We start from the raw sequence: 24180 nt of genomic DNA, 5'->3' as shown, positions 1-24180 counted from the left end.
TATCACTCCTTTGCAATGTACTTTTCCCTTATCAAGGATACAGTTTACCATATTTTGTCGGTCTTGTCATCTAGTAAGTATTGTTAAATAGGTAATGTAACCCTTTACAAATCGTTTGCATCATTTACTTATAAAGTATAGCATATTTTTTAAAAAACTCTTGCAATAACTAAAGATGTATGGTTAAATAGGTTATTGTGTGTAGACACATGTAGTGGGAGGAGGAATCTCAACTCCATTAAACCACAACGCGAAAAACAAGGAGGAATGTTTCGTGGCTAAAAAAGTACAACAAATCGTAAAATTACAAATTGAAGCTGGTAAAGCAAGTCCAGCTCCTCCAGTAGGTCCTGCATTAGGTCAAGCTGGTGTGAACATCATGGGATTCACTAAAGAATTCAACGCGCGTACACAAGATCAAATGGGTATGATTATCCCTGTAGTGATTACTGTATTCGAAGATCGTTCATTTACATTCATTACTAAAACACCACCAGCTGCAGTATTATTGAAAAAAGCTGCTGGCGTTGCTAAAGGTTCTGGCGAACCTAACAAAAATAAAGTCGCTACCGTAACTCGCGACCAAGTTCGTGAAATTGCAGAAACAAAAATGGAAGACTTGAACGCTGCAGATGTAGAAGCTGCTATGCGTATGGTTGAAGGTACTGCACGTTCAATGGGCTTTGTAGTAGAAGGCTAATTGTCATACTGTAATACATGAAACCCGTACGCCACAAATCAATTACGATTTGTGAGTGGGAGGATTATCCGCTAAAACCACATAGGAGGAATATATATAATGGCTAAACAAACTAAAAACCAAAAAGCTGTTTTCGAAAAAATCGAAAAAAATAAAAAATATGCTTTATCTGAAGCAATTGAATTGTTAAAAGAAGTAGACTACGCTAAATTTGATGGATCAGTTGAAGTTGCATACCGTTTAGGTATCGACACTAAGAAAAATGACCAACAAATCCGTGGTGCTATGGTATTACCTAACGGTACTGGTAAAGACCAAACTGTATTGGTTTTTGCTAAAGGTGAAAAAGCGCAAGAAGCTAAAGACGCTGGTGCTGACTACGTTGGTGATGACGAGTTCATCCAAAAAATCCAAGGTGGCTGGTTCGACTTCGACGTGATCGTTGCGACTCCAGACATGATGGGTCAAATTGGTCGTTTAGGTCGTGTATTAGGTCCTAAAGGCTTAATGCCAAACCCTAAAACTGGTACTGTAACACAAGATGTTACTAAAGCAGTTCAAGACATCAAAGCTGGTCAAGTTGCTTACCGTGCTGATAGCGCTGGTAACTTACACTTACCTGTTGGTAAAGTATCATTTACTGCAGATGCATTAGCTGAAAATGTAAAAGCTGTTCAAGAAATGGTATTACGTGTGAAACCTGCATCTTCTAAAGGTACATACATCAAAAACTTAGCAATTACATCTACTATGGGTCCTGGTATCCAAGTTGATGTTTCATCAATCTAAGATCTATTTAAAATAATACTTGACCCACTTATACTATTCTGTTAGTATAAGTGAGGTTATTTATATAGCTTACCGAAGACAGTTGGCGGCTTTGCCTTAATTTTGCCAACCGAGGGAGATACGTTGTTCACTACTAGATGGTGAACTTTATCCTCTATGTCTTCAGTGACATAGAGTTTTTTTATTTAAAAAAACTCTAATAAAATCAGTGGAGGTGAAATATAAGTGAGTGAACAAGCAATTGCTAAAAAACAACAAGAAGTAAATGAAGTCGTTGAGAAAATGAACGCTGCAAATTCTTTAGTTGTGGTTGACTACTTAGGATTAACAGTAGCAGAAGTGACTGAATTACGTAAACAATTACGTGAAGCGGGCGTTGAGTTTAAAGTTATCAAAAACACAATCATGCGTCGTGCTTTAGATTCTCAAGACTTAGAATACCATGAAGAAGTTTTCCAAGGCCCTACAGCTGTAGCGTTTGGTATGGAAGACGCAGTTGCCCCAGCTAAGATTCTTTCTGATTTTGCTAAAAAAGCAGAAGCGTTAGAACTTAAAGGTGGTATCTTAGAAGGTGAAGTGCTTTCTAAAGAAGAAATTCAACAAATTGCGAAATTGCCAAACCGCGAAGGTCTACTTTCAATGCTATTATCAGTATTGCAAGCTCCTGTCCGCAACGTGGCATACGCTGTCAAAGCTGTTGCAGATGCAAAAGGCGAAGACGCAGCGTAATTTATTACCAATTTAATCATACAAAACAAACTATTTAAAAACGGAGGAATTTTATAATGGCTTTAAACATTGAACAAATCATTGCTGATTTAAAAGAATCAACAATTTTAGAATTAGCTGACTTAGTATCAGCAATCGAAGAAGAATTCGGCGTATCTGCTGCTGCTCCTGTAGCTGCTGCTGGTGCAGGTGCTGGTGAAGCTGCTGAAGAAAAAACTGAATTTGACGTAGAATTAACTTCTGCTGGTTCAGCTAAAATTAAAGTAATCAAAGCTGTACGTGAAGCTACTGGTTTAGGCTTGAAAGAAGCTAAAGCATTAGTAGACGGCGCTCCAGCGATCGTTAAAGAAGCATTACCTGCTGAAGAAGCAGAAGCTTTAAAAGCTGCTATCGAAGAAGCTGGCGGTACTGCAGAAGTAAAATAATCTTTAACAGATTATCTTATTATGTATATGAGGGGAGTTCGGAATTATCCGAGCTTCTTTTTTTTTATCATTTTTATTAGACCACATCCGTTTTTAATTTTCGGGTGTGGTCTTTTTCTGTTTTCAGGCTTTTGTTTAGGGAATTTTCAGGTACAAAGCTTGCTTTTTATTTTGACCGGTAAAATTTCTTTTGTATCAATAGTGTTAGGCTGAATAGATATAGCCTACAAGAATCGTTTATTTAATGGGATTTTATCCCAAAGACTTGTGTAAATAGGCTAATTGGCTAGTGTATGCAGTGAGCAAGTGAATTGACCGGAAAGGTTGATATTGGTAGCCTAAAGCGAAGTGTAATGGCCTAATGAGGTCATTTAATGCGTGGGTTATGTCAAATAAACTTTTTTATCATATCCTAGGAGGCTCGGATAATGTCCTATTTATTCAACGGGACATTGCTGATGCAGCGTCTTGGCCGGGGGAGATGATCAGGTAGAAGCCGTTTTTGAACCGGTTAATATTTTAGTTAATAATGCTGGTATCAATCATTCTGATAGTATTGATGACTTTCCGTTTGACGCCTATGAGTGTGTGATTGCGGCCAAGGAGAAGGTGTCTAATTTAGTCTTATTACTTGCTTCTGATGAGTCTTCTTAAATGACAGGGTCTGAAAATGTGATTGATGGCGGTTTAACCGCTTGTTAGTTGAAATGAAAATTGGAGGATATATATGATTATTGATTTTAAGATGAAAGCCCCTATTCCAAGTTGGGAACCTTTATTTAATGCTGGGAAGACCAGCGTTATAGAGCTTTTCCCCTATCTGAAGAATGAACAACCAACAAAAGCGGTTACTTTTGAGGATGTTATCCAGGAAATGGACGACCGTGATGTGCGCTATAGTGTGATTCTTGGTCGGGATAATGAAGCTGGGTCAAGCAATGAAGAATTGTATCAATTCTTGCAGTCGCCAGAAGCTGAACGTTTTCGTGGTTTTATTGGTTTGGAAAATATGACGATAAATGAAGCGGTTGAAACCATTCACCGGTATGGTGCCACAGGTGCTTTCAGTGGGGTCACTGTGAATCCAGCGAAAATTTTACCGCTAACCAATATTGATGATCCGACGTTAGACCCTATTTTTGAAGCTTGTTTGGCATATGATTTACCTTTCTGTATTACCATGAGTTTATTGATTAGTTTGCTGAGTGATAAACCCGACTACGAATATATTCACCCTAAACGTTTAATTCCTATTGCCAAGAAGTATCCAGATTTAAAATTGATTGTGTCGCATGCGGCTTGGCCTTTTGTGGATGAGATGATCGCGGTAGCGATTCATTTTCCAAATATATTCTTGGTCCCAGATTTCTATAGTGGTTTCCCAAATGCTAAGGCTTATTTTGAAGCGGCTAATTCAGGGCTTGAAGACCAGGTGATTTTTGGATCATGTTATCCAAATGTGGATTATGATTATGCTTTAGGTTTTTATCAGAAACACCTGGCAGATTCTGACATTGCAGGCAAGGTCTTCTTTGCCAATGCCGCTAAACTGTTGGGGATAAGTGAATAAACTAATGGTAGCTGTTTTGACAGGATGATCTAAAAGGGCTTCAAGCTTGCATTTAAAATAAAAGGATGTAATAGAAGGGATATTTATGGATTTCGATTTTCAGTACATGTTAGAGGTTATACCAAACCTATTAGTTTATATACCAACCACCTTGTATATCACGGTGCTTTCGATGGTGGTTGCGATCATTATCGGTGGGCTTTTCGCCATTATACTATTTAATAAGGTGCCGGTCTTATCACAGCTGGTGCAAGTCTTGTCTTCCTTTTTTAGAGGAACACCGGCCATTGTGCAGTTATTACTAGCTTATTTTGGATTGCCACAAATTATACCGGCTTTAACTAGCATGACAGCAACGCAGGCGTCGATTCTGGCCTTATCATTGAATACCGCTGCTTATTTAGCGGAAGTATTCAGGGCTGCCTTGGCATCTGTAGATGCTGGTCAGGTGGAAGCCGCCATGTCTGTTGGTTTGAATTACCGCCAGACATTAAAGGGGATTATTCTGCCTCAGGCCCTACGAAACGCCTTACCGGGTACGGGGAACACCTTCGTTTCGCTGATGAAAAACGCCTCGCTGGCCTTCACCATTGGGGTAGTGGAAATTGTGGCTCAAGGAAAAATCTTAGCAGCTGCATCTCTTCGCTTCTTTGAAGTATACTTCGCCATTGCTTTGATTTATTGGGGGCTAACAATTCTCTATACTTGGATTCAAGAGTGGTACGAAGACTATATCAATAAACCGTATATTAGATAGTGGGTGAGAGAATGAAATTAAAATTAAAGCCGATAAAGGCTATAGTGGCGGCCCTGATACTCTTGGGGCTTGTTTTTTATGGGGTGTATATGCAGGCCTCGACGAATCAAAGCGATGAAGAAGCATCTGGCGACCGTGTTATTACCATCGGTGGTACGCCGACTTCTTACCCCATGCTCTATATGGAAGGGGCTGAGGTGAAGGGGTCCTACGTTGATTTTGCCAATGCGATAGGCAAAAAGGTGGGCTATGAGATCGATTGGGAGCTTGGCGAGTGGTCAGGTATTTTGGCGTCACTACAAGCTGGGCGGATTGATTCGGCAGCCAACTTTGCTGTGACACCTGAGCGGAAAGAGATGTATGATTTTACTGATACCGTTCTTTATTCTGGTGTTGGTATTGGTGTTGCAGAAGGGAATACCGATATTGAGACTTTTGATGATCTGAAGGGCAAGACAGTCAATTCCATAGTTGGGACAAACTACGGCAAGGTTGTCGAAGATATGGATACTGATAATGAAATCATGATTGAACCCTTGGAAGACATCAATGTGGCCTTTAATAATGCCTACCAAGGCAAAACGGACGCCGTTGTCTTTGGTTACGAAACTTTGAGTGCTTTAAACAAGGACCGCGATGCCAATATCGTCATTTTAGATGAGGTATTCGGGGTCAATGAAGTGGCCTTTCCTTTCGTTAAGACAGCGGAAAATGAAGAGTTGATTGCGGATTGGAACCAAGCCATCGAAGAGTTACGCGCGGACGGGACTTTAGCCGAGATTTCAGAGAAGTGGTACGGTATGGACGTGACGACGTCGCCAGAAGCATCTGCAGATGTTGAATAATATATGATAAAAAAATAATTTGAATTTACAAGACCACATCCGGTTTTAGGATGTGGTCTTTTTGACTGCTTGAATAAGTTTGCCTGATTGTCTAGAGGGACTAGCTTGGCAGGGGGGCGTTATTTTTCAAAAAATCCTAGTGAATTAGACTAGACTCTTATATGTTTTTAGGTTAAACTAAAAATATAATTAATAAAAGCTAAGGTTGCACCTCGTGGTTACCCCTTAAATATAGAAAATAGGAGTGAAGTATTCAAATGAAGAAGATTTGGAAATTATTGAGTGTAATAGTTGTGGCCCTAGCCTTGGGTGCATGCGCGAGCGACGGGGAGTCAGCTAGTGACGGTGGCGATGCTGCGGATAAAAAACCGGTTGTGACAGTATCCACTTCTTTTCTACGGGATATGGTAGAACAATTGGCGGGGGACCAAGTAACGGTTGAAACGATTATTCCAGCGGGCGAGGACCCTCATGGCTACTTAGCACGTCCTAGAGACTTAAAGAAAATCCAAGGGGCAGACTTGGTTTTATATCACGGGTTACACTTAGAGGCGCAAATGGTGGAAGCCTTGGAAGTGACAGGTGTGGCGGTGACGAAAGATTTCACTGACGAAGATTTAACGATGGTTGACCAAGACGGGGAAAGCGAAGTAGACCCGCATTTCTGGTTTGATATCACCCTTTACCAAAAAGCGGTGGCTACAGTAGCAGCTGAATTGGTGACTTTAACTGGTGACGAGTCGATTAACGATACGGCGACAGCTTACAAGGAAGAGTTGACTGAATTGGATACCTGGGCGCAAGCAGCAATCGACTCAATTCCTGAAGGTCAACGTTACTTGATTACACCACATGATGCCTTCAACTACTTCTCACAACGTTACGGGATTGAAGTAGTGGCACCACAAGGGATTTCAACACAAGCTGAAGCTTCTAACGCAGATATTTCAACTATTGCAAGCTTTATTGTAGAAAACGAAGTGCCAGCAATCTTTGCGGAATCAACAACTGACCCAGCGCGTATGCAACGTATCCAAGAGGCTGTAAATGCTGATGGTGGCGAAGTGACAGTTGTTTCTGGTGAAGGGCAGGAATTGTTCTCAGATTCACTTGCGAGTGAAGGACAAGAGGGCGATACCTATATAAATATGTTTAAACACAATGTGAACCTAATTGTGTCAAATCTTAAATAGATAAGGTTTAGTAAGATAAATTTTGATGATGTAATGAGAGGATGATAGACAAGATGCCAGCAATAATTAAAGTGGAAGACTTGGCCATGTCTTATGACGACCAACTCGTATTAGAGGATATAAATATTGGCATTAAGGTAAATTCGAAGACGGCGATTATCGGGCCGAATGGTGCCGGCAAGTCGACTTTGTTGAATTGTATGCTTGATTTTTTGAAGCCCTTGAAAGGTGATGTGACCTTCTACGGTAAGGCATACAAGGACTATTACAAGAAAATCGCTTATGTACCCCAATCATCTTCGGTGAATTGGGACTTCCCAACAACGGTTTTAGATGTTGTTTTAATGGGACGGTATGTACATCAAGGCTTTTTCAAAAAGATCAGCCAAGCGGACAAGGGCCGGGCGCTTGATGCCTTAGCAAGTGTCAATATGACTGACTACGCTGAGCGGCAAATCGCTCAGCTTTCTGGTGGGCAACGGCAACGGGTTTTCTTAGCTCGGGCCATCTGCCAGGATGCGGACATTTACTTCTTGGATGAACCAATGAAGGGAATCGATATTAAGACGGAGAAACTTTTCGCAGAGATTATTAACCAATTTCAACGCGACGGAAAGACCATTATTATCGTTCACCACGATTTGGCCACAGTCCGTGAGTACTTTGACCATGTCATCTTATTGAATAAGACAGTCATTGGCCAAGGTCCAGTTGCAGAAACCTTCAATGAAGCCAATATCGCGACGGCATATGATCAAAGGATTGGTGAAATCTATGGCCATATTAACTGATTTCTCTTTTCAAATCGTCTTGCTTGGGACAGTCGTCCTAGCTATGGCATCAGGTGTCGTCGGGACAGTCACAGTGCTTAGAGGACAAAGTCTGATTGGAGACGCGATTGGTCACGCCACCTTTGCGGGTATCGTTATCGCCTTTATGCTTTTCCAATCAAAGAATACCCTGATTTTAACCCTGGGTGCTTTGGTCGCGGGTATGGTGGCCTTCTACTTTATCGAGTTGATCCATAAGCATTCCTTGGTCAGCCTTAATTCGGCCTTGGCTTTAGTCTTGTCTTCTTTCTTTGGATTGGGGATGGCCTTGAAGTCATATATCCAAGGCAATCCACAGTTTGGTGACGCATCACAAGCAGGCCTCCAACACTATATTTTCGGGCAGGCAGCCTTTTTGCTGAAATCAGATGTCTGGTTAATCATCATCGCTTCAGTGATCGCCTTAACGATATTCATTGCTTGCTACCAACAAATCAAGATTTTTGTCTTCGACCCGAATTACGCGAAAGCAGTCGGAATCCAGGCCAACGTCTTGAACTGGGTCATTCTCCTGATGGCTATCGTCATGATCGTTGTCGGGCTAAAGGCAGTCGGCGCCATCCTTATCTCCAACATGTTGATTACGCCAGCGATTACCGGCCTACAATGGTCAAAACGATTCCCAGTCGTCTTGCTGGTGGCTGCTGTATCGGGCGGGATCTCAGCTGGTATCGGCACCTACTTGTCATCAACTATCTCAAACTTGCCGACCGGACCAACCATTATCGTGGTCATGTCGATCGTCTCGCTATTGTCCATTATTTTTGGGCCAAGAGGTTATGTGGTCGCTTATTTACGGAAGAAACGGTACTTAGCGACCCATCAAGATGACACGTTTGAGACAGAGGAGGTGGCATAATGGGGGCTTTATCAGTTGTAATGATTACGGCCGTTTCCTGCGCCTTGCTCGGGGTATTTTTAGTTTTGAAGAACATGGCCATGGTGGCTGACGCCTTGTCGCATACAGTTTTACTAGGGATTGTCCTTGGTTACTTTATTGCCGGCGACCTAGATTCACCGATCCTATTTGTGGGGGCAGCCCTATTTGGTGTGATGACTGTCTATGCCATTGAATACGTGGTCAACAAATTTGCCATTCAAAGTGATGCGGCCACTGGCTTGGTCTTTACCTTGCTTTTTGCTCTTGCCATCATCCTGATTTCAAAATACGCGCGAAATGTTCACTTAGATGTGGATGTGGTCTTGAGCGGTGAAGTGGTCTTTGCGACCTTAAATACTATGGAAATCTTTGGTATCCAGGTGCCGATTTCCTTCGGCCGAATGTTTGTCATGTTGGTGATTAATCTGGCCTTTGTCGCAGTGACCTACCAACAACTCAAAGTCAGCATTTTTGATCCCGTTTACGCGAAATCAATCGGTGTAGCGGTTGGGTTCTTGAATCTGGTCTTGATGACACTTGTATCCATCACCACCGTTGTTGCCTTTGATACCGTCGGCGCGATCCTAGTGATCTCCCTAATGGTAGCGCCAGCCTTGAGTGCCCATTTACTGTCAAAACGGTTATCCATCATGTTGTTAGTAGCCTTATTGTACGGGGTAATCAACAGTGTCCTTGGGTACTATGTAGCCATCTACTTTAACGTGTCCATTTCAGGAACCATCGCCTTCGCAGGTTTTGTAACCTTCTTATTGACACTCTTGTTTGCACCAAATGGTTTAATTGGCAAGCGGTTCAAGCGGGCTAAGGAAGCCTAGATTTTGATTTAAGGAAAGTGAACGTATGTAAGTCAGCGTCTTATTCAGGCTACAAGGTCTGAGTGGGGCGCTTTTTCTTTTTGACAAAAGTATCAAGCAGATTTTACCTACTTGCGCCTAGTCCACACAAACTATAAAATGGAAGAGATGATAATGTGCATTTACAAAAATAATGAAAATAGTAACGATATAGAACGGAGGGTGTTCATGAAAGAGAGTCATCAGTACTTCGAAAACAATGAAGATCTTGGACACGACTTTAAACAATACAAGACCGTGATTTTTGACCGGCCATTCACCTTCAAGACCGACTCAGGCGTCTTTTCTAGGGATAATTTAGATTTTGGGACCCGGGTCATGCTTGAAGCCTTGGACCTTGACCAACTTGCACCGGGAGACCTGCTTGATTTAGGCGCTGGTTACGGGCCTGTTGGTGTCATTATGGGGACTATGCTGCCTGACCGTGCCATTTATGGGGTAGATATCTCTGAGCGGGCGATTGGTCTGGCTAAGGACAACGCAGCAGCTAACCATGTCGACAACGTCACTTTTAGCGTTTCAAATGCCTATGAAGCCATTGACAAAAGAGATTTCGGTGTCATTCTGACGAATCCACCAGTTCGCGCGGGTAAGGAAATGGTGCATCATTTTATGAGTGAAGCTATTCACTATCTAAAACCAGGTGGTGAAATTTACGTGGTCCTACAAAAGAAACAAGGGGCACCTTCAGCGATGAAGAAATTAGAAGAAGTTTTTGGTAACGCTGAAGAAATCGAACGCCGTAAAGGCTATTGGATTTTAAAAAGTGTAAAAGAAAGCGAATAGACCATCATGGTGGGCATTGCATCCTTTGGATGTAATGCTTTTTTATTTGGGTAGGAAAGTTTTCAAATAGAACAATGCTTGTACTTTTGTAAGTTTGTAAAATTAAGCCCTTTCATTTTTAGTCTAAAGGGGGTGTAGAAAGTTAACATAAAAATGTTCGATTTATGAAAACGCGTCAAATCAACCTTTTTAAGGGTTTTTTTTTGAAAATTTTCGGTGAGCATGTTACGGTAATATGGTGAGTTACGTTGCTTTTTGTAACAAAGTGTCAAAATAAAGGAGGATTATGATGACTACAGCAGTAAAAATTGAGAATTTAACCAAAATTTATGGATCGCGCGCTCAAACTGAGAAAGCGAAAAAACTATTAAATGAAGGAAAGTCTAAAGAAGAAATCGTTCAACAAACAGGTGCCACAATCGGGGTCGACAACGCCAGTTTAGATATCAAGCAAGGTGAAACATTCGTAATCATGGGATTATCTGGTTCAGGTAAATCAACTATGTTACGTATGATCAACCGTTTAATCGAACCAACAGCGGGTAACATCACAATTTTAGGTGATGACGTGACAGGTGCTAATAAAGAAGAATTACGTGAAATCAGACGTAAAAAAGTGAGTATGGTATTCCAAAGCTTCGCCTTATTCCCACACAGAACAATTCTTGAAAATACAGAATTCGGTTTGGAGATTCAAGGTGTCAGCAAAGAAGAACGTCAAAAAGCTGCTGAAAAAGCACTAGAAAACTCTGGTCTATTAACTTTTAAAGACCAATATCCAAACCAATTATCTGGTGGTATGCAACAGCGTGTTGGTTTAGCACGGGCCTTAGCAAATGACCCAGAAATCCTATTAATGGATGAAGCCTTCTCAGCGCTTGACCCATTAATCCGTCGTGACATGCAAGATGAGTTAGTTGACTTACAAGAACGTGTAAACAAAACAATCGTCTTCATTACCCATGACTTGGATGAAGCTTTAAGAATCGGTGACCGTATCGCCTTAATGAAAGACGGAGAAGTCGTTCAAGTAGGTACTGGTGAAGAAATCTTAACGAATCCAGCTAACGATTACGTTGAACGGTTTGTTGAAAGTGTTGACCGTTCTAAAGTCCTTACTGCAGAACATGCTATGGAACGTCCAAACTTCTTATTAAATGTTGAGAAGCATGGTGCCAGAATGGCCCTACACCGTATGGAAGAAGAAAACTACAGCTTCCTAATGGTGACAAATAACAAACGTGAATTATTAGGTTACGTTCGTGACACTGATGTTGTCAAAATAATTAAAGGCAATCAAAATAAACAATACTTATCTGTCGAATCTATTATTCGTACAGATCACCCAACAGTTCATCCAGAAACATCTATTAATGATATTTATGATGTGATGGGTAATGCATTTATGCCAATTTCAGTAGTAGATGAGGAAAACCACTTATTAGGAATGGTAAGCTCTAAGATGGTTATCAATAGTCTAGCAAATGACAATAGTGATAATGAAGTTGAAGAGGAGGAAGAATTGAATGTTTAATTTAGCTATGTATCCAATCCCAAAATTGCCAGTGGCGGATTGGGTTGAAGCAGCAACAAACTGGTTAACCGTAACTCTATCAGGACTTTTTGGTGCCATTCAAAATGGCGGTTCAGCCTTTATGAACGGTATTACGAACTTACTATTATTAATCCCCCCATTTGCCTTTATACTAATCGTGGCCGTGATTGCTTACTTTGTGAATAAGAAGCAACTGTCATTATCTGCCTTTGCTTTAGTCGGTTTAGGCTATATCTTAAACCAAGGTTTATGGTCAGAATTAATGAACACAGTAACATTGGTACTTGTATCAAGTCTTGTTTCGGTTATTATTGGTGTTCCTCTAGGTATTTGGTCCGCAAAAAATAAAACTGTTCACAATATCCTAAAACCTATCTTGGACTTCATGCAAACAATGCCTGCCTTTGTATACTTGATTCCAGCCGTTGCTTTCTTCGGTATTGGTATCGTACCAGGAACATTTGCATCAGTTATTTTTGCATTACCACCAACAGTACGATTTACTGAGTTAGGTATCAAACAAATTTCTACTGAATTAGTAGAAGCAGCAGACGCCTTTGGTTCAACTGGTAAACAAAAACTATTCAAAGTAGAATTACCTTTAGCTAAATCGACAATTATGGCTGGTGTAAACCAAACAGTTATGCTTGCCTTGTCTATGGTTGTTACAGCTTCAATGATTGGTGCACCAGGTCTAGGTCGCCAAGTACTAACAGCTCTACAACGTGCCTCAGTAGGTTCAGGGTTTGTGTCAGGTCTAGCGATTGTTATCTTAGCAATCTTGATTGACCGCTTAACAAACCGTTTCACAGCTGATAAAAATAGCTAAGTCAACGAAGGGAGAATTTATTTTGAAGAAAAAACTTAAAGGAATCTGGATTGCAGTCATTGCAGTCTTGGGACTAATTCTTACTTTCGGAAGTGCGGGTGCCTACAGTTCAAATGCTTTTAACCTTCTTTCTGTTGGAAGCAGTGGAAGTAAAGGGAACATCAATCTATCTTACGTAACATGGGATACTGAAATTGCTTCTACAAATGTTATCGCAGAAGTTTTACGTCAAGCTGGCTATACAGTAGAAACTACGCCACTAGATAATGCTATTATGTGGTCATCAGTTGCGTCAGCTGAAGCGGATGCGATGGTTGGTGCTTGGTTACCTAACACACATGCACCGCAATACGAACAATATGGTGATCAGATGGAAGACTTGGGTCCTAACTTAGAGGGCGCGATTACAGGTTTAACCGTACCAACTTATATGGAAGATGTGAACTCAATCGAGGACTTAAGTGACCAAGCGAACCAAACAATTACAGGTATTGAACCTGGTGCTGGTGTTGTAGCGGCTGCAGAAAATGCAGTAGATACATACAGCAACCTAAGTGATTGGACAGTTCAAACATCATCTTCAGGTGCCATGACGACTGAACTAGGGACATCTATTGCGAATGAAGAAGAAATCGTTATTACTGGTTGGTCACCACACTGGATGTTCCAAGAGTATGACTTGAAATATCTAGAAGATACTGAAGGTATCTTCGGAGACGGTGAAACAATCAATACAATGGTTCGCCTAGGATTACAAGATGACATGCCAGAAGCTTATCAAATCTTAGACAACTTCTTCTGGGAAGTTGAGGATATGGAATCTGTAATGGCGGAAATCAATGACGGTGCTGATCCTCAAACTGCAGCACAGGCATGGATTGAAGAAAATCAAGAAACAGTCAATCAATGGTTGGCTGTTGAAGAATAATTGAATAAAAGCTTGACAATGCTGTTCGTGATAATTAATGAACAGTAACGTCTCAACGAGCTTATAACAGGAGTGAGGCACTAATAGCCCCTCCTGTTTTTTTTATAAAAAGTAAGTAGTCGAACATTTGTAACTAAGGAAGATTATTTTCAGGAGTGTAAAAATGTTTAAGAAAATCAGTTTAGTCGTAGCAATTATTGTTGGGTTATTATTTACCTTTGCTAGTGAAGATTCGTATAAAACGACTGTAGGTTCTGATTCTGGTGGCCAAACAGTGACTCTAGCAACTGTGAATTGGGAGTCTGAAATAGCTTCAACAAATGTCCTGGCACAGGTGCTAAAAGAAGCAGGATTCAACGTACAAATTACAACAGTAGACCCGGCCATCATGTTTAGTTCGGTTGCAGAAGGGCAGTCGGATGCTATGGTCGGCGGTTGGGTGCCTACAACGCACCAGGCCTATGCAGAGAAATATGGTGACTCGATGGTTGATTTAGGGGCTAACCTAGAAGGCGCTATTTCAGCATTAACTGTTCCAGCGTATATGGAAGATATCAATTCGATTACCGACCTCACGGATGAAAATGATTCGACTATTACAGGAATTGAACCAGGGGCAGGTGTTACCAACAGTGCCCAAAATGCTGTCAAGGAGTATGACAATCTATCAGATTGGGAGGTTTCTGTGAGTTCAACAGGTGCAATGATTGCTGAATTAGAACAAGCTATCAATGATGAAGAGGATATAGTTGTGATTGGTTGGAAGCCACATTGGATGTTCATGGATTATGATCTTAAGATGCTTGACGATCCAGAAAATGTCTTTGGTGGTTACGAGGAAATTCATTCATATGCAAGAGAAGGGCTAAAGGAAGATAACCCAGAAGCCTATAAGATTATTGATAACTTCTACTGGGAAGTTGAAGATATGTCTTCTGTTATGGAAGAATTAACGACAGATGTAGAACCAGAAGAAGCAGCAGATAATTGGATTGAAGCCAATCGTGAAACAGTGGATGGTTGGTTAGAGTAAAATTAGAGGTGTGACAAAAGTCGCTAAGACTCGACGCGCTGGAGCAAAAGCCGAACAAGTACTGCTAAGTAATTGGCGTATTTTGGGAAGTATTGGAAGAGTTTGACCTTTGGAACCGGATATCGTGAGCTACATAATAGAAGAAAAAGACAGGCGAGTAGATTAAATGAGAGTCTACCGCCTGTCTTTTATTTGCTATAAAGGATGTTATATATCTGTGGCGAAAAAGTGGTTTTCGTTTGGATTAGAAAATCATTGTATCTGCGCCGTATGGTTGACCTTGAGCTTCTTGCGCTAAGACATTTAAGAAGTTCCAAGGACGGCTGAATTCTGGTTGGAAGAAGAAATCAGCTTGCGCTAATTGGTCTACAGTCCATTCAGCTTCAATCGCAACAGATACAGCATTAATAGCTTGAAGAATGTCATAAGTTGACATTAATTGAGCACCTAATATACGACCGTTATCTGCATCGTAATGAAGCTTCATTAAAACTTTTTCTTCGTCATGCATAAATGAAGGACGGATTAAGTCTTCTTTGTAAACAGATTTCACATTTCCTTGGTAAGAGTTTGCGTTAGCATCCTTGATACCAGTAGTAGCGAATTTGTAGTCAAATACAGCAAGACCTGATGTACCGTTTACGCGACCAATTTTAGCGTCTGCATCACCACTTGCGTGACGAGCCATGATGACACCTTGGCGACGAGCGTTAGTTGCTAAAGCAATGTAAGCTTTGTCGTTTGTAGGTGCAAAAGGAATAGCAGTTGCGTCTCCGGCAGCGTAAACATCTTTAACTGAAGTTTCCATGTGTTCGTTGACTTCAACAAAGCCACGACCATCAAGGGTTAAAGTGTCTTTCAACCATTGTGTGTTTGGACGAACCCCAACACTGATAATAACTGTATCTGCTTCGTAAGTGCCTTTGTCAGTGACAACTGCAGTTACTTCGTTGTTTTCGTTGACTTTAAATTCTTTCACACCTTCGCCAGTTTTAATCTTCATACCTTTTTCTTCCATATGTTTTGTTAGAAGACTAGTGAATTCACTGTCAAGGTAAGTTGGTAAGATTGAATCAACAAAGTCGACAACTGTTACGTCGATGCCAGCTTGTGCGTAAGCAATTGCTGCTTCGATACCGATGTAACCAGCACCAACAACTACAGCTTTTTTAGCTGAAGACATACGATTTTTCACTTTATCTGCCCAGTTTCTACCACGTAAGTAGAAGATGTTTTCGTGTTGGTCATCTACATTAGGGATAGTTCCTGGTACGCCACCTGGAGAAAGCAATAGTTTGTCGTAACTTTCTGTAGCTTCCACACCGTCAGTAGTGCGTGTTGTAATTTCTTTTGTGTCTGGGTTGATGGCAATCACACTTGTGTTCATGCGGATGTCAACACCTTGTTCTTTGTATGATGCTTCATTTGCATAGTGTAATTCATCTAAAGATTTTGCAATGTCTTCTAGATAGGACTGAATACCACATGATAAGAAAGAAGCGGTTGATCCAGCTTCAAATACAACGATTTCTGCATCTGAGTCTTTTTTTAATAGAGTTTGCACAGCTTCAAAACCAGCATGTGAAGTTCCTACTATAACGTATTTCATTCGTATTACCTCCAAAGGTCAATGTTTGTCGTAAGCATCGTCTGCTTACATCATACATTATACAACTAATTGTGAAAAAAATCGAAAATTTGCATATTTGACAATTTTTCTTACTTTTAGGAACAATTATGTACAAAAGTATACAAATAACATATATTTCGGCTCCATTTTCATCGAGTAGGATAGCTAACATTTAACTAGCATAAATGATTGACAATTTATGGGAAAGGTGTATAATAAAATCTGTATATTATTAATTGGATTGGAACGTTCCGAAATATTGTCCGGACGCGTTTCTAGGCGAAAACAAAAGGTAATGACAGGAAAGTCAAATAATCTTTTGTTATTTTTTTGCCCTTTTTTAGGGTAAAAAGGCCTTAATGGGCAATTTCTTAGCAAATTCTCATTAAATTCTAACAGTTTAAATTTCGGAGAGGTGGCTTTTAATGACTGGGCATAATGTCAATTTCGGTAAACATCGCGTGCGCCGCAGTTACTCACGTATTAATGAAGTGCTAGAATTGCCAAACTTGATTGAAATCCAAACGGACTCATACAAATGGTTCTTGGATCAAGGGATGAAAGAAATGTTTGAGGACATTTCTCCTATTGAAGATCATGCTGGTAAATTAGCCTTAGAATTTGTTGATTATTCATTTAAAGAAGCTAAATACAACTTAGCAGAAGCGCGTGCACATGACACAAACTACTCAGCGCCAATTTATGTTAAATTGCGCTTAATGAATAAAGAAACTGGTGAAATCAAGGATCAAGAAGTATTCTTCGGTGATTTCCCACTAATGACTGACGGTGGTACGTTTATCATCAACGGTGCGGAACGTGTAATCGTTTCTCAATTAGTGCGTTCTCCAGGTGTCTACTTCCACGACAAATTAGATAAAAATGGTCGCCAATCATTTGGTACCACTGTAATCCCTAACCGTGGTGCATGGTTAGAAATGGAAACAGATGCGAAAAACATCTCTTACGTACGTATTGACCGTACACGTAAAGTGCCGATGTCAGTGTTGATGCGTGCATTAGGTTTCTCTTCTGATGACCAAATTCGTGAAATATTCGGAGAAAGCGAAACATTAGAATTAACTTTAGAAAAAGATGTCCACAAAGACTTATCTGATTCTCGTACAGAAGAAGCCTTAAAAGAAATTTACGAACGTCTACGTCCGGGCGAACCAAAGACTGCAGACTCATCTCGTAACTTATTAACTGCTCGTTTCTTTGACCCACGTCGCTATGACTTAGCAGCTGTTGGTCGTTACAAAGTAAACAAAAAATTAGATATCAAAAACCGCTTATTCAACCAAATCTTGGCTGAAACTTTGGTTGACCCAGAAACTGGTGAAATCTTAGCGGATAAAGGTACTGAATTAAACCGTGAAGTTATGGACAAATTAGAGCCATATTTTGACAATGGTTTAAACGTGACAACATTGTATCCAAATGACGATGCTGTTCTAACAGAACCTGTTGATTTACAAATCGTTAAAATTCAAGCACCTAAAGATGCTGACCGTGTAATCAACGTTATTGGTAACGCGGGCCCAGGTAAAGAAGCTCGTGCCTTAACAATTGCTGACGTGTTAGCTTCATTAAACTACTTCTTAGGTTTATATGAAGGTATTGGTAAAACAGACGACATCGACCATTTAGGTAATCGTCGTATCCGTTCAGTTGGTGAATTATTACAAAACCAATTCCGTATCGGTTTATCTCGTATGGAACGTGTTGTACGTGAACGTATGTCTATCCAAGACATTGAAAAAGTAACGCCACAACAATTAATCAACATTCGTCCAGTCGTTGCGTCAATTAAAGAGTTCTTCGGTTCTTCTCAATTGTCTCAATTCATGGACCAAACCAACCCATTAGGTGAGTTGACGCACAAACGTCGTCTATCTGCCTTAGGACCTGGTGGTTTGACTCGTGATCGTGCCGGATACGAAGTTCGTGACGTTCACTACTCTCACTATGGTCGTATGTGTCCAATCGAAACACCTGAGGGACCAAACATCGGGTTGATCAACAACTTGGCGTCATATGCGAAAATTAATGAATTTGGTTTCATTGAAACACCATACCGTCGTGTTGACTGGAACACACATAAAGTAACAGACCGTATCGACTACTTAACAGCTGACGAAGAAGATAATTTCGTTATCGCCCAAGGTAACTCTATCTTGAACGAAGACGGTTCATTCGCAGAAGAAGTTGTTATGGCTCGTTACGTTGAAGAAAATATCGAAGTGAAACCTGAACGTCTAGACTACATGGACGTTTCACCTAAACAGGTAGTGTCTGTTGCAACAGCTTCAATTCCTTTCTTGGAAAACGATGACTCTAACCGTGCCTTGATGGGTGCCAACATGCAACGTCAAGCTGTGCCATTGTTACAACCACATGCACCACTAGTTGGTACTGGTATGGAACATAAAGCTGCAGCTGACTCCGGTGCAGCAGTCGTTGCCCAATTTGATGGTGTTGTTGAATACGTTGATGCACGTGAAATCCGTGTACGCCGTGAAGATGGTGCTTTAGATAAGTACCCATTAATCAAATACCACCGTTCAAATGCCTCAGCATCTTACAACCAAACACCTAACGTGACTATTGGCGAATCTGTTACAGCTGGCGAAATCCTAGCTAACGGACCTTCAATGGAAAAAGGGGAAATGGCTTTAGGTCAAAACCCATTAATCGCCTTCATGACTTGGGACGGCTATAACTACGAGGATGCGGTTATCATGTCTGAACGCTTAGTGAAAGACGATGTCTACACTTCTATTCATATTGATGAATTAGAATCTGAAGCGCGTGACACTAAATTAGGACCTGAAGAAATCACACGTGAAATTCCTAACGTTGGTGAAGATTCATTACGTAACCTTGACGAACGCGGAATTATCCGTATCGGTGCTGAAGTTAAAGATGGTGACATCTTAGTTGGTAAAGTAACGCCTAAAGGTGTAACTGAATTATCAGCAGAAGAGCACTTATTACACGCTATCTTCGGTGAAAAAGCACGTGAAGTTCGGGATACATCATTACGCGTACCACATGGTGGTGGCGGTATCGTTAACGACGTGAAAGTATTCTACCGTGAAAACGGCGACGAATTATCACCAGGTGTTTCTATGTTAGTCCGTGTTTACATTATCCAAAAACGTAAGATCCAAGTTGGGGATAAAATGGCCGGACGTCATGGTAACAAAGGGGTTGTGTCTCGTATCTTACCTCAAGAAGACATGCCTTACATGCCTGACGGAACACCAGTTGATATCATGTTGAACCCTCTAGGGGTACCTTCTCGTATGAACATCGGACAAGTATTAGAGATGCATTTAGGTATGGCTGCACGCGAAATGGGCATCCACATTGCAACACCAGTATTTGACGGTGCCAACGAAGAAGACGTATGGGAAACAATCAAAGAAGCAGGTATGGCAAGCGACGCTAAAACTGTTCTTTACGATGGTCGTACAGGTGAACCATTCGACAACCGCGTTTCTGTAGGGGTAATGTACTACTTGAAACTGTCTCACATGGTCGACGACAAATTACATGCGCGTTCAACAGGTCCTTACTCACTTGTTACACAACAACCTTTGGGTGGTAAAGCACAATTTGGTGGACAACGTTTCGGTGAGATGGAGGTTTGGGCACTAGAAGCATACGGTGCGGCATACACATTACAAGAAATCTTGACTTACAAGTCAGATGACGTTGTAGGACGTGTACAAACATACGAAGCTATTGTAAAAGGTGAACCAATTCCAAAACCAGGTGTACCTGAATCATTCCGTGTATTAGTTAAAGAGTTGCAATCGTTAGGTCTAGACATTGAAGTATTAGACTCTGACAAGAAAGCAGTAGATTTACGTGACATGGATGAAGTAACACCGGGCTTCCCTAAAAAAGATCAAGAAAACAAAGAAAATGCAGTTGATGCAGATGCAACTGTTGAATCACAAGCAAGTGAAATCACTGCACAAAAAAAAGTAAACGAATAATTTGGGCAAATTAGATAAGGGAGGTTGGCCCCTTGGTAGATGTAAATAGATTTGAAAGCATGCGTATCGGGTTAGCTTCACCAGACAAGATCAGATCTTGGTCTTACGGTGAGGTTAAGAAACCCGAAACCATCAACTACCGTACACTTAAATCAGAAAAAGAAGGTCTATTCGATGAAAGAATCTTTGGACCTTCTAAAGACTGGGAATGTTCTTGTGGTAAATACAAGGGCATTCGCTATGCTGGTGTTGTCTGTGACCGTTGTGGCGTTGAAGTTACACGTTCTAAAGTACGTCGTGAACGCATGGGTCACATTGAATTAGCGACACCTGTAACACATATTTGGTACTTCAAAGGTATCCCATCTCGTATGGGCTTGATGTTAGACATGAGCCCACGTTCGCTTGAAGAAGTTATCTACTTCGCATCTTACGTTGTAACAGATGCTGGTGATACGCCATTAGATTACAAACAATTGTTATCTGAAAAAGAGTACCGCGATAACAAACGCGAGTACGGCGAAGGTTTTAAAGCAGCAATGGGTGCTGACGCCATCAAGACCTTGTTATCACAAGTTCAAATTGATAGCGAAGTTGTTGAATTAAAAGAAGAATTGAAAACAGCTAAAGGTCAAAAACGTACTCGTGCAATTCGTCGTTTAGACGTTTTAGATGCCTTCCGTAAATCAGGTAACGATCCTGCGTGGATGGTAATGGATGTTATTCCAGTTATCCCACCAGAATTACGCCCAATGGTTCAATTAGATGGTGGCCGTTTCGCTACGTCTGACTTGAACGACTTGTACCGTCGTGTAATCAACCGTAACAACCGTTTGAAACGTCTATTAGACTTAAATGCACCAAATATTATCGTGCAAAATGAAAAACGTATGTTACAAGAAGCGGTTGATGCTTTATTCGATAACGGTCGTCGTGGTCGTCCAGTTACTGGTCCAGGTAACCGTCCATTGAAATCATTGTCACACATGCTTAAAGGGAAGCAAGGACGTTTCCGTCAAAACTTACTTGGAAAACGTGTTGACTACTCTGGTCGTTCAGTAATCGTTGTTGGTCCTTCATTGAAGATGTACCAAGCTGGTTTACCAAAAGAAATGGCCCTTGAATTATTCAAACCATTCTTAATGCGTGAATTAGTTGCCCGCGATATGGCAATCAACGTGAAACATGCAAAACGTAAAATCGAACATCACGATGAAGATGTTTGGGACGTTTTAGGCGAAATTATTCGTGAACATCCAGTTCTATTGAACCGCGCACCTACCTTACACCGTTTAGGTATCCAAGCCTTTGAACCGGTATTGGTTGAAGGTAAAGCAATCCGTCTTCACCCCCTTGTGTGTGAAGCCTACAATGCCGACTTTGATGGTGACCAAATGGCCGTCCATTTACCATTAGGTGAAGAAGCGCAAGCAGAGGCACGTTTATTAATGCTAGCTGCTACGCATATCTTGAACCCTAAAGATGGTCAACCAGTTGTTACACCGTCTCAAGATATGGTCTTAGGTAACTACTACCTAACAATGGAAGAACCTGAAGTAATGGGTGAAGGTATGTTAATGTCTTCTATTAATGAAGCGCATATCGCCTACACTAACGGTTACGTGCAATTACATACACGAGTTGCATTCCCAACAGATGCACTACCTAAAAAACCTTGGACTGAAAACCAAAAAGGCAAATTGATGGTGACAACTATCGGTAAATTATTCTTTAACGAGGTAATGCCTGAAGAGTTCCCGTACATCAACGAACCAACAACTGAAAACTTAGAATCATCTCTATCTGACAAGTTCATCATGGAACCAGGTACAGACGTAAAAGAGTTCATCAGTCGTCAAGATATGGTTTCACCATTCAAGAAAAAATACTTAGCGCGTATCATCGCACAAGTATTTAAAGTATCTAAGATTACTGAAACTTCAATTATCTTGGATAAAATGAAAGACTTAGGTTTCAAATACTCTACACGTTCAGGTATTACCGTAGGTGTGGCAGATATTACAAACCTAGAATCAAAAGCGGCGTCTATTCAAAAAGGACATGACCGTGTTGACAAGATTACAAAACAATACCGTCGTGGTTTGATTACAGACGACGAACGTTATGACCAAGTTATCGATACTTGGAACAAAGTAAAAGATGAAATCCAAATCGCCCTAATGAACTCACTTGATCAAGATAACCCATTCTTCATCATGTCCGATTCAGGTGCCCGTGGTAACATTTCTAACTTTACCCAACTTGCTGGTATGCGTGGTTTGATGGCCGGACCTAACGGTAAGATCATCGAGTTACCTATCTTGTCTAACTTCCGTGAAGGTTTGACCGTACAAGAAATGTTTATCTCGACCCACGGTGCCCGTAAAGGTATGACCGATACGGCCCTTAAGACAGCCGATTCAGGTTACTTGACTCGTCGTCTTGTTGACGTTGCCCAAGATGTCATCATTCGTGAAGCAGACTGTGGCACTGACCGTGGTTTAGCGATTGAAGCAATCAAGAATGGTAACGAAGTGATTGAAACACTTGAAGAACGTTTGACTGGCCGTTATTTACAAAAAGAAGTACGTCATCCAGAAACTGGCGAAATCATTGCGCACCACAACGAATTAATCGACGAACAAACTGCTCGTCGCATCGTTGAAGCTGGTATTGAGCAAGTAACGATTCGTTCAGCCTTCACATGTAACACTCGTCACGGTGTATGTAAACATTGTTACGGACGCGACCTATCTACTAACCAAGAGGTAGAAGTAGGGGAAGCAGTTGGTACAATTGCTGCACAATCTATCGGTGAGCCAGGTACACAGTTAACAATGCGTACATTCCATACTGGTGGGGTTGCCGGTGATGACATCACTCAAGGTCTTCCTCGTATCCAAGAGATTGTTGAAGCACGTCATCCAAAAGGTCGTGCCGTGATTACTGAAGTTGCTGGAGAAATCGAAGCAATCGAAGAAGACGAAGCAAGCCGTACGAAGACAGTATTTGTTAAAGGTATGACAGACTCTCGTGAGTATAAAGTACCTTACACAGCGCGTATGAACGTTGCTGAAGGCGATACTGTTCACCGCGGACAACAATTAACAGAAGGTTCAATCGATCCTAAAGACTTACTACGTGTAACAAACACACTAACTGTTGAAACATACATGTTAGATGAAGTTCAACGTGTATACCGCTCTCAAGGGGTAGACATCAATGATAAACACGTGGAGGTTATGGTTCGTCAAATGCTACGTAAAGTACGTGTCCTTGACCCAGGTTCAACAGACTTGTTACCAGGTAAATTAATGGATACTGCAGACTTTACAGATGCCAATACGCAAGCAATCCGTTCAGGTGAACTACCTGCAACAGCGCGCCCAGTATTATTAGGTATCACTAAAGCTGCCTTAGAAACTAACAGTTTCCTATCTGCAGCCTCATTCCAAGAAACAACTAAAGTCTTAACTGACGCGGCTATCCGTGGTAAAGAAGACCACTTACTTGGATTGAAGGAGAACGTTATTATCGGTAAGATCATCCCTGCAGGTACAGGTATGGCTCGTTACCGTGAAATGGAACCGAAAAAAATCGGTGACACACAACAACTAATCTACGGCGAAGAAGTAGATGAAGATGCTGAAATTAGCCAAATTGACTACTCAAGTATTCAAGAAAACTAATTCACCATTGTAGAAGCCACAAATGAATATTCAGACGAGAAAAAATCCCTAGGCCAAATTGGTCTAGGGATTTTGGTTCTTTTACAAATAGTGTTGGTAAATAATTTTAAAGCACACGAATACGTTTTTT

At 41.1% G+C, this 24180-nt stretch carries 17 protein-coding genes, 2 pseudogenes and 1 other annotated feature; of the genes and pseudogenes, 18 read left to right on the top strand and 1 reads right to left on the bottom strand.

All coding sequences use genetic code 11. From position 1 onward, the window contains the following. The first annotated feature begins 274 nt into the window (after positions 1–274). The 16 genes and pseudogenes from rplK to AC973_RS08865 all read left to right on the top strand — a co-directional run bounded on the left by rplK (position 275) and on the right by AC973_RS08865 (position 14724). Positions 275–700 (top strand): 50S ribosomal protein L11, encoded by a 426-nt coding sequence (gene rplK, locus AC973_RS08945; RefSeq protein ID WP_029315747.1) that lies wholly within the window; start codon positions 275–277, stop codon positions 698–700. Between the two features lie 99 nt (positions 701–799). Then, entirely contained in the window at positions 800–1489 is a 690-nt protein-coding gene (rplA, locus tag AC973_RS08940; protein WP_016897302.1) for a 50S ribosomal protein L1, read from the top strand. A gap of 54 nt (positions 1490–1543) precedes the next feature. Beyond that, positions 1544–1681 (top strand) — a sequence feature (ribosomal protein L10 leader region). A 33-nt stretch (positions 1682–1714) separates the two neighbouring features. Next, the gene (rplJ, locus tag AC973_RS08935; protein ID WP_048729742.1) at positions 1715–2218 is read left to right on the top strand and encodes a 50S ribosomal protein L10; all 504 of its coding nucleotides are present in this window, start codon (positions 1715–1717) and stop codon (positions 2216–2218) included. A 56-nt stretch (positions 2219–2274) separates the two neighbouring features. Then, entirely contained in the window at positions 2275–2643 is a 369-nt protein-coding gene (gene rplL / locus AC973_RS08930) for a 50S ribosomal protein L7/L12 (protein ID WP_016897304.1), read from the top strand. A 468-nt stretch (positions 2644–3111) separates the two neighbouring features. Then, positions 3112–3297, top strand: coding sequence for a hypothetical protein (locus AC973_RS08925; protein ID WP_048729740.1), 186 nt, complete (start codon positions 3112–3114; stop codon positions 3295–3297). A gap of 73 nt (positions 3298–3370) precedes the next feature. After that, a complete protein-coding gene (locus AC973_RS08920; RefSeq protein ID WP_048729739.1) occupies positions 3371–4213 on the top strand; it encodes an amidohydrolase family protein in 843 nt (280 codons plus the stop codon). Positions 4214–4298: 85 nt separating this feature from the next. Then, positions 4299–4970, top strand: a complete 672-nt coding sequence (locus AC973_RS08915) for an amino acid ABC transporter permease (RefSeq protein WP_048729737.1) — start codon at positions 4299–4301, stop codon at positions 4968–4970. An 11-nt stretch (positions 4971–4981) separates the two neighbouring features. Then, a complete protein-coding gene (locus tag AC973_RS08910; RefSeq protein ID WP_082148286.1) occupies positions 4982–5815 on the top strand; it encodes a transporter substrate-binding domain-containing protein in 834 nt (277 codons plus the stop codon). A gap of 257 nt (positions 5816–6072) precedes the next feature. After that, complete coding sequence (locus tag AC973_RS08905) at positions 6073–7008, top strand: metal ABC transporter solute-binding protein, Zn/Mn family (RefSeq protein ID WP_048729732.1); 936 nt, start codon at positions 6073–6075, stop codon at positions 7006–7008. A gap of 53 nt (positions 7009–7061) precedes the next feature. Further along, positions 7062–7799, top strand: a complete 738-nt coding sequence (locus AC973_RS08900; protein WP_048729729.1) for a metal ABC transporter ATP-binding protein — start codon at positions 7062–7064, stop codon at positions 7797–7799. After that, positions 7783–8697, top strand: a complete 915-nt coding sequence (locus AC973_RS08895; RefSeq protein ID WP_048729726.1) for a metal ABC transporter permease — start codon at positions 7783–7785, stop codon at positions 8695–8697. The genes AC973_RS08900 and AC973_RS08895 overlap by 17 nt, the downstream gene beginning before the upstream one ends. Next, positions 8697–9554 (top strand): metal ABC transporter permease, encoded by an 858-nt coding sequence (locus AC973_RS08890; RefSeq protein WP_048729724.1) that lies wholly within the window; start codon positions 8697–8699, stop codon positions 9552–9554. Before AC973_RS08895 ends, AC973_RS08890 begins: the two co-directional genes overlap by 1 nt. Before the next feature lie 207 nt (positions 9555–9761). Further along, entirely contained in the window at positions 9762–10379 is a 618-nt protein-coding gene (locus AC973_RS08885) for a class I SAM-dependent methyltransferase (RefSeq protein WP_048729722.1), read from the top strand. 289 nt (positions 10380–10668) lie between these two features. After that, positions 10669–11913: a quaternary amine ABC transporter ATP-binding protein gene (locus AC973_RS08880; protein WP_048729720.1), complete on the top strand. Its 1245-nt coding sequence runs from the start codon at positions 10669–10671 to the stop codon at positions 11911–11913. Beyond that, a pseudogene (locus AC973_RS10070) lies at positions 11906–13691 on the top strand (ABC transporter permease/substrate binding protein). Before AC973_RS08880 ends, AC973_RS10070 begins: the two are co-directional and overlap by 8 nt. A 163-nt stretch (positions 13692–13854) precedes the next feature. Then, positions 13855–14724 (top strand): glycine betaine ABC transporter substrate-binding protein, encoded by an 870-nt coding sequence (locus AC973_RS08865; protein WP_048729715.1) that lies wholly within the window; start codon positions 13855–13857, stop codon positions 14722–14724. Positions 14725–14968: 244 nt separating this feature from the next. Here the strand turns inward: AC973_RS08865 and AC973_RS08860 are convergent, their stop codons facing one another. Beyond that, a complete protein-coding gene (locus tag AC973_RS08860) occupies positions 14969–16333 on the bottom strand; it encodes an FAD-dependent oxidoreductase (protein ID WP_048729713.1) in 1365 nt (454 codons plus the stop codon). Positions 16334–16779: 446 nt separating this feature from the next. On the opposite strand from AC973_RS08860, the pseudogene rpoB reads away from it, so the two are divergent. Next, positions 16780–20241 (top strand): annotated as a pseudogene (gene rpoB, locus AC973_RS08855) (DNA-directed RNA polymerase subunit beta); the annotation flags it as partial. A gap of 152 nt (positions 20242–20393) precedes the next feature. Continuing rightward, on the top strand, positions 20394–24050 hold the full coding sequence (gene rpoC / locus AC973_RS08850) for a DNA-directed RNA polymerase subunit beta' (protein ID WP_048729708.1): 3657 nt from the start codon (positions 20394–20396) through the stop codon (positions 24048–24050). Positions 24051–24180: the final 130 nt, after the last annotated feature.

Source organism: Carnobacterium sp. 1290_CSPC (assembly GCF_001053265.1).
Taxonomy (GTDB): Bacteria; Bacillota; Bacilli; order Lactobacillales; family Aerococcaceae; genus Aerococcus; species Aerococcus urinaeequi.
This window is presented reverse-complemented; position numbering and strand designations above follow the sequence as displayed.